At 45.4% G+C, this 15,472-nt stretch carries 11 protein-coding genes; 6 read left to right on the top strand and 5 right to left on the bottom strand.

The features are described from left to right. Nucleotides 1-724 precede the first annotated feature (724 nt). On the bottom strand, nucleotides 725-2,749 hold the full coding sequence (locus ACWB0I_RS03395; RefSeq protein ID WP_479386630.1) for a urocanate hydratase: 2,025 nt from the start codon (nucleotides 2,747-2,749) through the stop codon (nucleotides 725-727). A gap of 433 nt (nucleotides 2,750-3,182) precedes the next feature. Here ACWB0I_RS03395 and ACWB0I_RS03390 point away from each other — a divergent pair, with 433 nt between their 5' ends. Then, the gene (locus ACWB0I_RS03390; RefSeq protein WP_479386629.1) at nucleotides 3,183-3,662 is read left to right on the top strand and encodes a methylated-DNA--[protein]-cysteine S-methyltransferase; all 480 of its coding nucleotides are present in this window, start codon (nucleotides 3,183-3,185) and stop codon (nucleotides 3,660-3,662) included. 12 nt (nucleotides 3,663-3,674) lie between these two features. Here ACWB0I_RS03390 and ACWB0I_RS03385 read toward each other — a convergent pair whose 3' ends face one another. From ACWB0I_RS03385 to ACWB0I_RS03375, 3 genes are all read right to left on the bottom strand, one after another. Then, on the bottom strand, nucleotides 3,675-5,030 hold the full coding sequence (locus ACWB0I_RS03385) for an LPP20 family lipoprotein (RefSeq protein WP_479386628.1): 1,356 nt from the start codon (nucleotides 5,028-5,030) through the stop codon (nucleotides 3,675-3,677). A 159-nt stretch (nucleotides 5,031-5,189) separates the two neighbouring features. After that, nucleotides 5,190-5,858 carry a hypothetical protein gene (locus tag ACWB0I_RS03380; RefSeq protein WP_479386627.1) on the bottom strand — a complete coding sequence of 223 codons (669 nt, stop codon included), beginning with the start codon at nucleotides 5,856-5,858 and terminating at the stop codon, nucleotides 5,190-5,192. A 33-nt stretch (nucleotides 5,859-5,891) separates the two neighbouring features. Then, nucleotides 5,892-7,028: a CsgG/HfaB family protein gene (locus tag ACWB0I_RS03375; RefSeq protein ID WP_479386626.1), complete on the bottom strand. Its 1,137-nt coding sequence runs from the start codon at nucleotides 7,026-7,028 to the stop codon at nucleotides 5,892-5,894. Nucleotides 7,029-7,228: 200 nt separating this feature from the next. Between ACWB0I_RS03375 and ACWB0I_RS03370 the strand changes: the two genes are divergently transcribed. The 3 genes from ACWB0I_RS03370 (at nucleotide 7,229) to ACWB0I_RS03360 (ending at nucleotide 11,507) form a co-directional block, all read left to right on the top strand. Beyond that, nucleotides 7,229-8,863, top strand: coding sequence for a right-handed parallel beta-helix repeat-containing protein (locus ACWB0I_RS03370; protein WP_479386625.1), 1,635 nt, complete (start codon nucleotides 7,229-7,231; stop codon nucleotides 8,861-8,863). 804 nt (nucleotides 8,864-9,667) lie between these two features. Further along, entirely contained in the window at nucleotides 9,668-11,134 is a 1,467-nt protein-coding gene (gene dacB / locus ACWB0I_RS03365; protein ID WP_479386624.1) for a D-alanyl-D-alanine carboxypeptidase/D-alanyl-D-alanine endopeptidase, read from the top strand. 28 nt (nucleotides 11,135-11,162) lie between these two features. Then, on the top strand, nucleotides 11,163-11,507 hold the full coding sequence (locus tag ACWB0I_RS03360) for an STAS domain-containing protein (protein ID WP_479386623.1): 345 nt from the start codon (nucleotides 11,163-11,165) through the stop codon (nucleotides 11,505-11,507). A 46-nt stretch (nucleotides 11,508-11,553) separates the two neighbouring features. On the opposite strand, the gene ACWB0I_RS03355 is transcribed toward ACWB0I_RS03360, so the two are convergent. Further along, nucleotides 11,554-12,837 carry a peptide MFS transporter gene (locus ACWB0I_RS03355; RefSeq protein ID WP_479386622.1) on the bottom strand — a complete coding sequence of 428 codons (1,284 nt, stop codon included), beginning with the start codon at nucleotides 12,835-12,837 and terminating at the stop codon, nucleotides 11,554-11,556. Nucleotides 12,838-13,771: 934 nt separating this feature from the next. Here ACWB0I_RS03355 and cmoA point away from each other — a divergent pair. Both cmoA and cmoB read left to right on the top strand, forming a co-directional pair. Beyond that, nucleotides 13,772-14,494, top strand: coding sequence for a carboxy-S-adenosyl-L-methionine synthase CmoA (cmoA, locus tag ACWB0I_RS03350; RefSeq protein ID WP_479386621.1), 723 nt, complete (start codon nucleotides 13,772-13,774; stop codon nucleotides 14,492-14,494). Next, nucleotides 14,491-15,471 carry a tRNA 5-methoxyuridine(34)/uridine 5-oxyacetic acid(34) synthase CmoB gene (gene cmoB / locus ACWB0I_RS03345; RefSeq protein ID WP_479386620.1) on the top strand — a complete coding sequence of 327 codons (981 nt, stop codon included), beginning with the start codon at nucleotides 14,491-14,493 and terminating at the stop codon, nucleotides 15,469-15,471. Before cmoA ends, cmoB begins: the two co-directional genes overlap by 4 nt. Nucleotide 15,472: the final 1 nt, after the last annotated feature.

The following is a 15,472-nucleotide window of genomic DNA, read 5'->3' as shown; positions in this document are numbered from 1 at the left end:
GATTCTCGGGACGGGACATCAAACCATTCAACAATTCAACCAATCAACAATTCAACAGTTTTGCTTCTTCACACTGCATAAAAATTTTCGCATCCCGCCGTGCGGGATAGAAGTTTTGAAGGAAGTTTTCTAAGGCAGCACAGCTGCAACCAAAATCAACCACAGAAAACTCCAAGAAGCACAAAGACCCTAAGGATATTTTGAGATAAGATTTTTTTTCAACCCGCACCATTCTCCCCCTCTCCCGCTTTGCGGGAGAGGGGGCCGGGGGGTGAGGGCTATTAATCAGCAGATATTCGCCAGTAAAAGATTAAACCAAATCTTAAACCATTTAAATATTCCGTAAAGCAGCATTAAAATTTTCGCATCCCGCTAAGCGGGATTATAAGTTTTGAAGGAAGTATTCTAAACATATTAGAGTAGAACTCAGCAAAGCGGCACGATTCGCTCCCCCTTCCCTTCTTTTAATAAAGGGAAGGGGGGCGGGGGGTTAGGATTTTTAGCACAAAAATTTCCGCACGCTAATACGCAATATCTTACGAAGGAAGTATTCTAAACTCCTTACCAGCAAGAAGTAAACGTTGCAAATTCTCACTTTCCCTGCGGCCTCTTCTGCCCCATTTTCTTTCTAAAAAACAGCGACAGGAATACGAGTAGCGCCAGCCCCCTAAATGAGTGCCTGAGAAAATGAGGATGAACGACTAAAAAAACAGAACCACAAGTCTTAGTCTAACTCGTCTTCAACGATTTTTTCCACCAGGCCTTCTTCCGGAATAAAGGGCATGGTAATATGGCCTTTGTCTTTATTGATTTCATTCCAGCGTTTGACGGTTTCCAGAGCATTGGGATTACGCGCCCAGTTTCTGCGCGCCAGGCCGCCCATCACATCCCAGGAGAGCGCACTGCGGATGATCTGATCTACACGCTCGCTGCCATCCAGAACCAGACCAAAACCGCCGTTGCTGGCCCGACCGATGCCAACGCCCCCGCCATTCGAAAGCACGGCCAGGGTCATACCCCGCGCCACATTGCCGGCAAAACACTGCACGCTCATATCGGCTGTTACGCGACTACCATCGTAAATATTGGCTGTTTCACGGAACGGCGAATCCGTGCCCGAAACATCGTGATGATCTCGCCCGATGATCACCGGCCCGATTTCACCTTTGCGCACCATATCATTAAATTTAAGCGCAATACGCATGCGCCCCTCCTCATCGGAATAGAGAATGCGCGCCCTGGTACCAACCACCAGTTTGTTCTGTTCAGCTGTGGCAATCCAGTGGTAATTGTCGCGATGCAGAGAGCTCAGTTTAGGATCAATGCACTCCAGAGCAGCCCGATCGGTCTTACGCAAGTCTTCATCCTTACCACTTAAACAGACCCAACGAAAAGGCCCAAAGCCACGGTCAAAGCAAATGGGCCCCATGATATCTTCTACATAGGAAGGCCAGATGAAGCCTTCTGAAGTGTCCCGTTTGTTCCGCGCAATCTCTTTTTCGCCCGCTTCAAATACAGAGGCCATAAAGCTGTTTCCGTAATCCCAGAAATGGCCGCCCTTGTCCGTCAACCGCTTTAACACTTTAAAATGGCGTTTCAGGCTTTGATCGACCAGCTCCTTGAAGCGTTGGGGGTTGTCTTTGAGCAATTGCCGACCTTCTTCAAAAGTAATGCCCGCCGGGGTGTAGCCCCCTTCATAAACCGCATGGCATGACGTCTGATCAGAAAGCAATTGGACTTCCACATCGTGCCGGTCGATGTATTCCAGCAAATCAACAATATTACCGTGAAAGGCAATGGAAACCGATTGCTTCTTTTTGCGATACTCATCCATCCACCGGGCGATCTGATCCAGATTATCTGAAATTTTGGAAACCCATCCCTGCTCATGACGCGTCTGGATACGGCTGTAATCGACTTCGGCAATGACGCCCACACCGCCGGCGATCTCAATGGCTTTGGCCTGCGCGCCAGACATGCCCCCCAATCCTGAAGAGACAAACACCACGCCTTTTAAATCTTCTTCATCCGGAATGCCCAGGTAGAGGCGTCCGGCATTTAAGATGGTGATGTAGGTGCCATGTACAATGCCCTGGGGCCCGATGTAAAACCAGCCGCCGGCTGTCATCTGCCCATAATTGGAAACGCCCATGGCCGCCAGTTTTTTGAAAGTTTCCGGATTGTCCCACTGCCCGACAAGCAGCCCATTGGTGGAAATGACGCGCGGTGCATTGCGGTGCGAAGGGAAAAGGCCCATCGGATGTCCGGAACTGACCACCAGCGTCTGATCCTCGCGCATGATTTCCAGATATTTCTTAATCAACAGATATTGCATCCAGTTCTGGCAGACCTGCCCGGTTTCTCCGTAAGTGACCAGTTCGTAAGGATAGAGCGCCACATCAAAATCCAGATTATTGTCAATATTAACCTGCAGTGCGCGCGCTTCCAGAATGCCTTTGTACTGATCGACCGGTTTACCGTAAATTCGGCCCTCGGGCCTAAAGCGGTAACCGTAAATGCGTCCCATGGTCTTCAATTCCTGCAAAAATTCAGGCGCTAATTGTTCATGAAGTTCCTTGGGCACATAACGCAGCGCATTTTTCAGGGCAATGATGGTCTCATTTTTAGTTAAAGGGAAGCCACGGCTGGGCGCCCGGCGAATGCCTGGTAAAAACTCTTTTTCAGGCGGTAACTCGGCTGGCAATTGAACTGTAAAGGCTTCGTTCATATTAATTTCAGAAACGCTCATGATTCTTCTCCACTGCTTAAATTGACACTGCCTTAATTTAATAACAGAACCTATTGAAAACATGAAAAATTTTAAAACCGAACGTAGAAATTTTTCTCAGGCCTGAGGGCCAGGGATCTTCATCAAACGTGTCATTCCAGCGTGAGCGTAGGCGAGAACCTGGATCGCTGACTAATTGAAGAAATTCCTTGTTTTACAAAAATTTTCAAATTTCTAAATTCAAATTTGACCATTCAAGCACTCGCCCTCTGGCCCGTCTCAAACAGAGGGAATGAGGAGGAAAACGGCTCGAATGGAAAACCTCCTGTTGATCTGCCCGAGTACTTGAAACGTAGCCTATTTGTCTGTACTTTAGAAAAAGTACCTTTCTGAAGTGATGGTACGGCCCAAAATGGCATTCATAGTGGACTTTAAAAATAAAAAAGGGGATAAAATGAATTTGGATTATTTACAATCGCCCTTAGGCTGGTTGGAAATCGTGGCTGATGGGCAGCATTTGCTTGAAATCCGTTTTGTAGATCAACCCAAAGAGAAGGCTCATCCCAATTCCATTACCAATCGGGTCCGCCAACAACTGGAAGAATATTTTTCCTCCGAACGTCAGCAGTTCGATCTGCCATTAAATCCACAGGGTACGGAATTTCAAAAGAAGGTCTGGCGCGCTTTGCAAGCCATTCCCTTTGGCAGCACCTTAAGCTACAAACAGGTAGCGCAGATGATCCGGAATCCCAGAGCCGTGCGTGCCGTTGGGCTGGCAAACGGCAAAAATCCCATTCCCATTATTATTCCCTGCCATCGCGTTATTGCTGCGGACGGGCAATTGGGCGGTTACAGCGCCGGCTTATGGCGCAAAGAATGGTTGTTGAAACATGAGTGCATTTTAGATAAAGCAACCGCCACGCACCGGGCGTAGCGGTCATAGCCTTTAATTTTGACTGATCTTTTTCAAAAATTCAGGAATCAATTTCTGGTTAATTTCTTTGGCCGCATTGCTCAGGGCTTTGAATCCGGCCTTCTCATAGTTTAAATCGATCCCTTTCACGTCTTCCAATACATCTTTGTAAATTTCCTGGCCGCTCCGCGTGTCAATTACCGAAAATGTGACATTGGCAAAGGAAGAGAACAGGCCGTACACTTCAGCCCCTTTACGCGCCGTGGCCTTAATTTTGATGATGAAATCCACCCGCGAAGGATTATCGCTGAAGGTGAATCCATTGTTACTGAGCAAGTTTTTTAACGCCGGCTCCAGTTGTTTAATCTCTACCAATTTCCCAAGATTGACTTCGCGGCTCTCGATGTAAGCCGTTAAACCACGCACCTTTATCATGAATCGGGCCGAGGGCCTGACCAATGTGCTGACAATGCCTTTTAAAATGGGAGAGTCGACATTCTGGGCTATGGATTTTTCCAGGGCAACCGTAGCGCTGACGATTTGCAAATTGTCTGTTGAATTGATGCGCAAAATTCGCGTTTGGGCCAGGCCCTGCGCATTGGTAAAAGCCTCCTGGATCAAGTCGCCTTTGCCCCGCACAAAATCAAAACGCAGGGCCAGATTCTGCACCGGCAGATTTTTCATGGTCGCTTTGACCTGCAACGGTTCGGTGACCGGTTGCCCTAATTTCCCTTTTACATCCGGGTTCAGGGCTTCTAATTTGATTTCGCTCAGAATGCGTTGTAAAGAAGAATAGATCTCATTGAACAAATAGGTTTGCTGGCCCTGAATTTCCACGATCAACGGTTCGGCTAAAAATTTTTCAATCGGCGGCAGAGCCTGTAGATAGAACATCATGGCTTTGCCCACCTGAGCGTCCTGTTCTGCCTGTCTGGCGCGCTCTACCATATCCACTGCCAGGGATTTGGCTTTGTTTAACCTGGCATTTTTGAGCGCCGCGTACTTTTCCCTGGAAAGCCTGTAATAGACCCAATATTCGCTATCATTCTCCCACTTGTCAACCAGTTCATAGCCTTCCAGCTCAGCTTTGGTAGAAGATTGAACATAAGATTTAAAATCTTCCTGTAAAATTCCGGCCTTTTCCATCACCTGTTGAATGGTCTGGCTATTAATATTGATCTGAATTTCCGAAGCCAGATTACTCAAGGCATTGTCCATGGCTACTTTATGATAATCGGTGGGATTGCTTTCCTTGGACGCAAAACCGATTCCAATGTAATACCCTCTGGCTACGGGTCGGTTTTCAATCCAGGCGGGACGTTGTTTTTGCCCCGGTAAAAAAGAAACACTCAATAAAAGCATTAAAATAAGACAAGGCTTACGCATCATTTTTTTACCTCTTCATTCCCAATGAAAAGTGGGTCTTTTGCCCTGAAACAATGGTTTCGAAAGCTAAAAGTTTTATCTACAACTTACCGAGCCATCTTAACAGAAGAATTGCTTCAGGCCCCCCGAAAAAATTTCCAATAGAATCGTAAATAGGTCACTCTAAAAGACCACACCGGCCGTTACGCCCAAGAAGGTTGTGTTATCGTCCTCAGTAAAAATCATCCTAAACACTCCCTGAATGATTAAATTCAGCGTTTCGGTCATAGGCATTTCAATACCGGCCCCTCCTGCTAAGCCAAATTTATTTTGAGAATCGCTCCCTTTTTCTTCAACGTTGCCCAATAAATCACTATTATAAGTTATTTTAGACTCCGATTTTAGAACATTAAAGGTAGGCATGCCAAAAAGGAAAAACTGGATATTGGACTCTGGAGAAGTTAAGTAAGGTCTAACTCCCACGCCTAATTCGAACACCGAAGCTTTGCCACTGGCGGAAAAATCACTTCTCTGTGCAAAAACACCATACGAAGCTAATTCATCAATTAACAGTGGGGCGTAATCATCCATAAATTTATCCCCATTAAAAACAAATGGTTCGTAGGCCACAGCGAAGCTCACTCCTAATTTAGGGCTGGGGAAAATGACATATTGCCCATGAAGACTATAACCCACATTAAAGTAATCTTTAAATCCTTCAGGAGAAAGAGGAATGGCTGCTCCTCCAAAGAGCTCAATCTGCGGTTTTCTGTAAATATTTTCGAATTGAGAAAAACCGCTACTGGTGAGTAACAACAGAACTACGATCGTTAAAATTAATAGATGCTTCATAGTACCTCCTCCAACTAAATTAAAATAAAAAGATTATTTAGTGATCGTTTTATCCAGTTTTTGTGGGGCCCCGGATAGCTGCTTTGTGATTTCAGCAATGGAATAGGCAGGATAAATATCTACTATACGTACTTCACAAACCTGATTGATAATGCGCCCAATGACCTTTTTAGTCACTGGATGAACGATGGGATCGCCTTCACGATAAACCAGGCACTTCATGCCCTTCTTCAGACCTTTGTTGGCCCCCATATCCAGGGTCACCCGGTTCCCCTGAACATTAATCACCAGCCCCTGCACAATGGGCAGATCATTTTTAAATTTTTCGGCCAATTGATTGACCATGTCGGCAATCTGATAAATAGAAATCTGATCGGAATAGGCATCTTGTGCCGAAATAATGGTGGCATTTTCCGTGTCGATGAGTCGGGCATCAATGCTCAGCGAGTTGCCGGCCCTCGTGACGCTGCCCAAAACCACGGCATCTACGCCAATCCCCTTACCAATCTCAGCCGCCGTTGTGGGATCAATGATACCGGAAAGGCCCAACTTCTGTTCTTCCAAAATTTTTTCCAGCTGGGCACGCTCAATCACCTTAAAGCGTTTGCTGTTTACAAAGCCGGTGATTAGTTTGTCCAGAAAATCGACATCTTTTAGCTCTGTCCCAATGCCCTGACTGGAAAAAGGCAAAACCGCAATGCTCAGGCGTTCGCCAACCATATTCACCTGCTCAGCAGAACTCGATGGCGTTGAGGCGGTAGTCGTCGCTTTCTCTGGTAGCTCAGGTTGAGGAGCCGGAGGAGGGGCTTCTCCTTCCATAAGCATCTGCAAATACTGTTTGGCCCGGTCCGTTGGCTGTTGCTTCATGGAAATCATTAATTGCTTGCGCGCCAGCTCTTTTTTACCAAGGTGATAGAGGGCAATACCCAATTCACGATGCGGAAAATACTCAATAAACACCGTGCCGTAAGCCCTAACCTTTTTACGATCCTGATTTTTGACCCTTAAGCACGCTTCAAAATGCTTAGCCGCTTCAACGTAGTTTCCTTCTTCCATAGCTTTTAAACCATGGTAATACTGTTTGTACCATTTCATTTTCTGAGCATTTAGATTTGTCAGGAAGGCCAACGAGAGAAAGAGCGTTAAAAGTAGGCCGTATCTTGGTTTCATGGTCGTTTCCCCCGATTTCACATTATTAAATTATTTTACGGATGATTCACATTACAGTCAAATTTATTCATTACGCTTGTTTTTCGGCACAATTTTTGACCCATTTAACATAACTAAACAATGAACCGTTTAAATTAGAGGTTTCACAATAATTCATTTGAGTAACTGTGCAAAAAATTTACATTTCGAGGGCTTAAGATATGCATAGATCTATTTTACTGATATTAACCATATCACATTTTGTATGGGCATTTACAAATTACTATGCCGATAATACCGCTCCTGCCAATGGCGACGGGAGCTTTGAACAGCCGTTTAACACCATTGCCCAAGGCCTGGCTAAACTTCAGCCAGGCGATACGCTTTTTGTCAGGGGGAGCCAAACAGAGCCGGCTCAAATTTATCATGAAGATTTGTATTTAAGCGACTCTTCACCCTCTGGTTCAGAGCAGGCCAAAATCGTTGTAACAGCCTACAAGAACGAAAAAGTACGAATCATACTGGAATCATCGTTCAGCATTTACGCCTCTCATTGGACTTTCCAAAACCTCATCTTTGATATGGATGGTAAAAACTATGACACCATTAAACTCAAAGGCGATTTCGTGACTTTCCGGAATTGTGAAGTCACCAACGGGCAAAAGGATGGTTTCGATATTGCAGGGGCCAGTGGAACTCTAATCGAAAATTGTGTCATCCATAATTTTGTGCGCGGCGACCAATACGACGCCCATGGCATTATTCTGGATGGCGGGGTGGATAACACCATTCGCAACAATGTGATTTATGACTGTAAAGGCGATTGCATTCAGCTTTACAAAACAGAACAGAATTACGGCACCTCAATCGAAGGCAATGATCTGTACACAACCTTAGGATCAAATTCGGAAAACGCCATCGATGTCAAGGCAGCCCGCAACTTGAGGATCATCAACAATAAAATGCACGGATTTCATGATTCAGATGACTCTGACGGTGTTGCGTTAAAAATCAACAAAGATTCGGACGATATTTTAGTGTATGGCAATGATATTTTTGAAAGCAATGGCGGTATTAGAGTTTCAGGCGGCGATGTTGATACTATCCGGATTGAACGTAATGTCATCCATGATTTACACGCCGATGGGAACCAGACTTCAAAATATGGTTACGGCTTTCAATTTGACGGTGTTAATCATTTGTTTGTGTTGAACAATACGGTGGCCAATACTCCGGGCCCCCTGTTCTGGATTGCCAGCGGCGGAGCGACAAATCTTACCATGGAAAACAATCTGTTTTACAATACCAACTCTTTCAAAGGCTCAACCACCGATTTTAAAGGCACCGTGCTGATCGACTACAATGGTTGGTTCCAGTGTCAGGAAACGATCAGTAGTGATCATCAGGTAGTTGGTACGGACCCGCAATTTGTGGACGAGGCAAATTACGACTACCATTTGAGAAATAGTAGCCCGGCCATTGATGCCGGGGATCCGGCCACTGGTACAGACTTTCCTGGCGGACGCGTGGATCTTGGAGCTTTTGAATTCCAGAGCCCAACACCCATTGACACCGATCCTCCACAGCCGCCACAAAATTTGCGGATTTTCAATTGCTACCCCAATCCTTTCAATCCCGATGCCGTTCTGGAATATGTGCTCTCTGAAAGCAGTGAGGTTAAATTGGAAATATTTAACATTCTGGGTAAAAAAATTGACACGCTTTTAACCGGACTGCAACATCCCGGCATCTATCGCTATCGCTGGCGTCCTCAAGACCTGCCCTCTGGTATCTACTTTGCCCGCATTCAGGTGGGACAGCAGGCTTTTGTGCAATCGCTGATCTATTTGAGATAAAATAATCCCTGGCGCTGCCTCTTTATTAGAATACTTCCTTCAAAAGATCTATCCCCGCCACAGCGGGATGCGAAAATTTTTGTGCTGAAGCCCCTGAGGCAGCAGAGCCGCAACCAAAAAACTTCTTTTAAAAATGACAGGCCGATGCCCCGGAACCCTTTAACTCTTACACTCATATACTCTTAACTTTACTTCTCCAACAGCAGAAGTCATTTTACAAATTTGCCCTCACCCCCCCTCGGTCCCCTCTCCCAGAATAAAAATCTGGGAGAGGAGGAAGGCTTACCACCTGTGTTGAAGATTTTTTTTCATGGCCCCATTTACGATTAGTGTGAATTCGGGATGTCAGCCCGATGCTCATTCAACAAATCAACAATTCAACAGCTTTGTTTCCTAATACAATACAAAAATTTTCTTACGCTAAAGCATTAGATGGTTTGAAGGAAGTATTCTACCCCCCCGGCCCCCTTCTTTCTTTTAATAAAGGGAAGGGGGAGTAAATTGTGCCGGTTTGATGAGTTATGCTCTAACATATTAAGATGTTTTTTCAATATTTGCCTATTTTGTGAATGCTTTGCCTGTCCGGCTGTCCAGACGGGCCTGTCCCCGAAAATCGCGATTTCCGCTGCGCTCCAACCGGTTACGCCTTGTTCGTCCCCATCTCCTTGCCCTTTCTTAAAAAATAGTTCGTAATTTTAATTGAAAAATGCTCTTCCATATATTCATGGCTATGCTGTCGTAAAAGTTTTTTACTTAATCCTCAAAATTATTTAAAATAGTCCTGAACCAATTGGAGGCTTGATCATGAGACTTTCACGCTTATTTTTAATCCTGGCCATGTTGTTTTCTATTTCATTCCAGCTTAAGAGCGCTGATTTGCTGAACTGGATTGCGCAAAAGCAGAAAACGAAATTATTAAACAATGCCCAATGGGCCTTGCTGGCCATTGAGGCCGATACGCGTAAACCAATTATTGATTATCACAGCGCCTATGCCCTGGCCCCCGCTTCTTGTTTAAAATTGGTGACTACCGGCGTGGCCTTAAAAAAATTGGGAGCAGATTATCGTTTCAAGACGCAACTGTATTCTGATGGCATCATCGATAACCAGGGACATTTGAGAGGAAATATCATTATTCAGGGCGGTGGCGATCCCACTTTAGGGTCCAATGTGGTAAAGGGGAGTTTGGGTTTTGATTCTCTCCTCCAGACCTGGGTTCAGGCTTTGCGGGAGAAGCACATTAAGGCTATTGAGGGCAATATCGTAGCAGACATTTCGCTATTTGAAGCGCGTTCTCTTCCCGATAACTGGCTGTGGGTTGACATAGGCAACTACTATGGCGCTTCTTCGCCGGCATTAACCATCCATGACAATCTGTACTATCTGATTTTTAAGCCGGGAACCATTGCAGGCCAACCGGCACAGATTTTAAGAACACGGCCTACGGTACCTGGCCTGAACTTTGAAAATCACGTACTTACCGGCCCGCCAAACAGTGGAGATAACGCCTACATCTATTGTGCGCCCGAACAATTCAACGCCAGAGTATTTGGCACCATTCCGGCAGGTGTCGATTCCTTCACCATTAAGGGATCGATCCCCGATCCTGCCCTGTTTGCGGCCCAAAAATTTCTGCAGGCCTTAGAGCATCACGGTATTTCGGTACAGGGACGGGCTACCAAAACGCAACAGGCCTTTAAGGCTCAAAGACGAATTTTATTGGCCGAGACTTCTTCGCCCCCTTTAAAAAGGATTATTGAACAGATCAATAAACGGAGCATCAATTTGTACTGCGAACTACTTGTTAAGGCTCTTTCCATTTCCGAAAATGGCGATGGCAGCACACAACACGGCGTCAAGGTGATCATGGAAACGTTAACTGATTTAAACGTCAATACCGAGGGCTTGCATCTCTCGGACGGAAGCGGTCTGGCGCCCACCAATGCCATTTCCCCTAAAACCATGGTTCAGTTTTTAAATGCCATGCGCTCCGAACCTGTTTTTGAAGATTATTTAAACTCCATATCACTGGCTGGCGATCCTGAAGATGTGGGGTATTTTAAAGATTGGGGGGTGGGAACAAATCTGGCAAAAAATGCCCGAATTAAGTCTGGTTTGATCGAAGGCGTCCGCAGCCATTCTGGTTATCTGAAAGACAGAAATGGCAACTGGATTATTTTTTCCTTTATCGTTAATCATTATGAAGGTCCTTTTAAAGAAATCGATAAAATTCACGAAAATTTATTAATTAAGTTGAGCAACCGGCCTTAAAATACGAAAACAAAAAGGGGAGCGATCCATGAAAATAAAAGAAACCATCCAGCTCAAAGTGGCTGTTTTAAAACTTCATGGGAAATTAATGGGCCCTCCGGAGACGAACCAGTTAGAAGGACATGTAACCAGCTTGCTAAATGAAGGGGTAAGATTATTTGTAATCGATATGAAAAATGTCCGCTGGTTAAACAGCATGGGACTGGGCGCATTACTCAAATGTTACAAATCGATCCATGAAAAAAAAGGACAGCTGATTTTGGCCGAAATTTCACCCAAAATCAATAGCATTATGTCCATCTCACAGATGAATAAAGTTTTCCAGATGCGCGATAGCGTCAAAGACGCGGTTAATGAATTGAATCAAAGATAAAGGGGACTGTAAAGTCCCCTCTAGCTTACTCCACTTTTTATCTTTCTCAGGTACCTCGCGTAGCGTGTTCTAATTTTCTTAAAAACACCTTAACCATAAAGGCCGAAATTAGCAATAAGACCGTTAGAATAGTAAAAAACTGGGTGTGGGTTAACGTATTGTAAAAACCGCCAATAAAACCGGAGAGGTAATTTCCAATGGCCGTGGCGCCAAACCAGCCGCCCATCATTAAACCGCGCATGCGCTGCGGCGCCACTTTTGAGACGAAAGACAACCCCATGGGACTTAAACAGAGTTCGCCTATGGTAATGACGAAATAGGTTGAAATTAACCACATGGGCGACATGTTGTTGGCATCCGCATCGCCGCCCATGGCAGAGGCTACAATCATAATAACCATGGCCAGAGCGGAAATAAACATACCCCAGCCGATTTTGGCCGGTGTGGAAGGTTCTTTGCCCTGCTTATTCAGCCAGCCCCAAAAGGCAACAATAAAGGGTGTTAAAATCAGAATAAAAAGAGGATTAAAGGTGGCATAGGTTTCTGGTTTAAGCCACTCATGCTTAATGATGGAGCGTTTGGCAAAAAGAGTCAAGGCAAATCCGTTCTGATGAAAGGACATCCAGAAAAAGATGACAATGGCAAAGATGGTTAGCAGGGCAAAAATGCGTTCTCTTTCGATGGCCGGATCCATGCGCTCTTCCCGTGTGCTCTCATCGGCTTTGTTTTCGGCGGAGGCGTGATCGGCATGCATGTAATTGGCTTTCCAGATTTCAAATACAATAAAAGACAAAAGCATGCCTACGGCAGCAGCGGCAAAAGCGCTTTGATAGGTGCCAAAGTACTTGTGCAAAGCTGTAGCAGCCAGGGGAGCCAGAAATGCACCTAAATTGATGCCCATGTAAAAGATATTGTAACCGGCATCCTTATGAGGACTGCCTAAAGGATAGAGATTCCCAACCAGAACAGAGATATTGGCTTTGAATAAGCCATTGCCAATAATGATCACACCCAGAGCAACAAAAAACAGCCACACTCGATTGACATTGGACAAAGCCAATAAAGCATAGCCAAATCCCAGTACAAGCGCCCCAAGCTTAATCGTGTTGCGGTAGCCCAAAAAGCGGTCGGCAATCCAGCCTCCGGCAATAGGCGTAAAATAGACAAAAGCCAGATAGATACCATAAACCTGCCCTTTGTAAGTATCGGACCAACCGAATACTTCATCCATGTACAACGTAAACACCGCCAACATGGTGTAAAAACCAAACCGTTCCCACATCTCCGTGAAGAACAGGGTCATCAATCCTTTGGGATGGTTTTTGAACATACACACTCCTATTAATTATGTTTTCTTCATGATAAAAGAAGAATATAGAAAAAAAGCGCGTGAGGTTCAATTGAAAAATGAAAACTGATCATTTTATTGAAAAATATTAAACAGAAGCCGAGAGGGAAGGTGGGGTTAGTAGTTTAGAAGTTTAGGAGTTTAGGAGTTTAGGTGTTTAAAAGTTTAGGGGGGAGGTGATCTCCATTTAAAGATCTAAGGCAGCAGAGCCGCAACCCAAAACATTTCCTCTGGGATTTAAACAACCACAGAGCGCACAGGGAAGTATTTTTAAATTAAAAATTAAAAATTACGAATTACGAATTAATTTGCGAGGGGGCAACTTATGCCCAGGCGGTGAGGAACCGTGCCGGCATGTCATTCTGAGAATCCCTTACATTGGCAGACCATTCGAAAGAGCAATGTAACTCTTGCTTCAATCCGCGACTTTGTGAGGGCGAAGCATTTGTTTTAAACCCCATCCCCCGGCCCTGTTCCCTTTAAAAAAAGGGAAGGGGGCCGGGGGGTTAGGATCTTCAGCATAAAAATTTTCGCACGCTAATGCATTACATCTTTTGAAGGAAGTATTCTAAACAGCGATTCATTTGGGTAAAGAATCCTTTACATTGACATTCAATTAGCTCGCACAACGTAACTCGAGCTTGAGCTTGAGTCTCCATGCATGAAGGAATCCGTTTCAGTGGCAGGCTAAATTACTACCCACCTGTTTTGCAGAATGAGGAGCGCAAATGTGAGGGGCCGTGGCTAGAAGATTGTAAAACGCTAAAGCGTTTGACCTTGTGACGAAGATATTCTAAAAAAATCCCTCTTAATTGTGTACAAACCAACACACCCTCATGTTTTGTCAGTTTGTCTCCTTTCCTTGAATGTCATTTTTTGCTAACTTTGGGGCGTTGAACGAAGTAATTGGATTCCGATGAATTCCAGGGACAACATTTACGCCAGACCTTTGCAGCAGATCAGCGGCTTTAAATTTGACAAAAAGGTAGCCCGTGTTTTTATGGACATGATCAGTCGTTCCGTGCCCGGTTACCACGAAATTTTGCAGGGCATCAGTTTGCTGAGCGCCTACCATGTGCAGCCCAACAGTTATTGTTACGATTTAGGGAGTTCATTGGGCGCTGCCAGCCTGGCCATGAGTCAGGGAATCAATAAACCCGGGGTGCATCTCTTTGCCATCGACAATTCGCTGGATATGATCAAAGAGAGCCGCAAATATTTGAAAAATGTAAGAACACCGCTGCATTTAATCTGCGCTGATTTTAGGGATGTTCGGATAATCAGGGCTTCGATAGTGGTTCTCAATTTTACTCTCCAATTTGTGGCGCCCAAAAAGCGCAGGACAGCCCTGCAACGCATTTTTGACGGCTTGTTGCCCGGCGGCATCCTAATCCTTTCCGAAAAAATCATTTTTGAAGATGACCGGGAACAGGCCTTTCAGAATGCCTTGCATCTGGCCTTCAAAAAAGCGCATGGCTACAGCAACCTGGAAATCAGTCAAAAGCGTAGTACGCTGGAAAATGTGCTCATTCCGGAAACCTTTGAAGAACACCGGTCAAGGTTGTTGTCGGTTGGCTTCAGGCGCTGTTACCGGTGGTATCAGAATCTTAATTTCATTTCAATGGCGGCCATCAAATGATTGATTACAAACCTTTCCTGAATTACCTGGCACACCAGGAAGGAATATCGGAGGATTGGGTGAACACCTTACACAAGCAGTGTGTTTCGGCCTTGCAACCAGAAAAAAACAAAGATATTGAGCAATGGGAAAGCACGCTGAAAGCTCTACCCGAAGCAAAACCTTCGTTAATCTCTCTGAGAGAGGACGCCATTCTCATCGGGCGTAAAACGGATCTGGAGGCATCTGCCAGGCGGCATCTGGAAAAACAATTGCGCGGCTTACATCCCTGGCGGAAAGGTCCAATCTCGTTTTTCGGAATCTGGATTGAAACCGAGTGGCGCTCTAATTGGAAGTGGAACCGTTTGAAAGATCTCATCGATCCTTTAGACAATCGTTTGGTGCTGGATGTGGGCAGCGGCAATGGCTACTTTTGCTGGCGCATGCGCGGCGCCGGCGCCCGATTGGTTCTGGGAATCGATCCTTATCTGAAATACGTTTACCAGTTTGCTGCCATGCAAAAATACATCGATGACCCCATGGTACAGGTTTTGCCTCTGGGGATGGATGATCTTCCAGCGAATCTTCAATGTTTCGACACCATTTTTTCCATGGGCGTTCTGTATCATCGCCGCTCACCGTTTGACCATTTGTTTAAACTGAAGTCCCTTTTGAGGAGCGGCGGACAATTGGTGCTGGAGACTCTGGTCATCGAAGGCCCTGCAGATACGGTACTCGTACCGCAAGGGCGCTACGCCAAAATGCGGAACGTCTGGTTCATCCCCTCGCCGCCAACCCTGGAAAGCTGGTTGAAGCGCGCTGCATTTACCGATGTCCATTTAATCGATGTGAGTGTAACCAGCACGGATGAACAAAGGAAGACGGGCTGGATGACCTTCGAATCCTTGCCGGATTTTTTACATCCTGAAGATGATCAACGGACTATCGAAGGCCATCCGCGTCCCCGCCGGGCCATTTTCTTAGCTCGACGGCCGTAAC

Source organism: Caldithrix sp., from assembly GCF_056497305.1.
The sequence above is the reverse complement of the archived record's forward strand: the minus strand, read 5'-3'. Positions and strand labels throughout refer to the sequence as shown.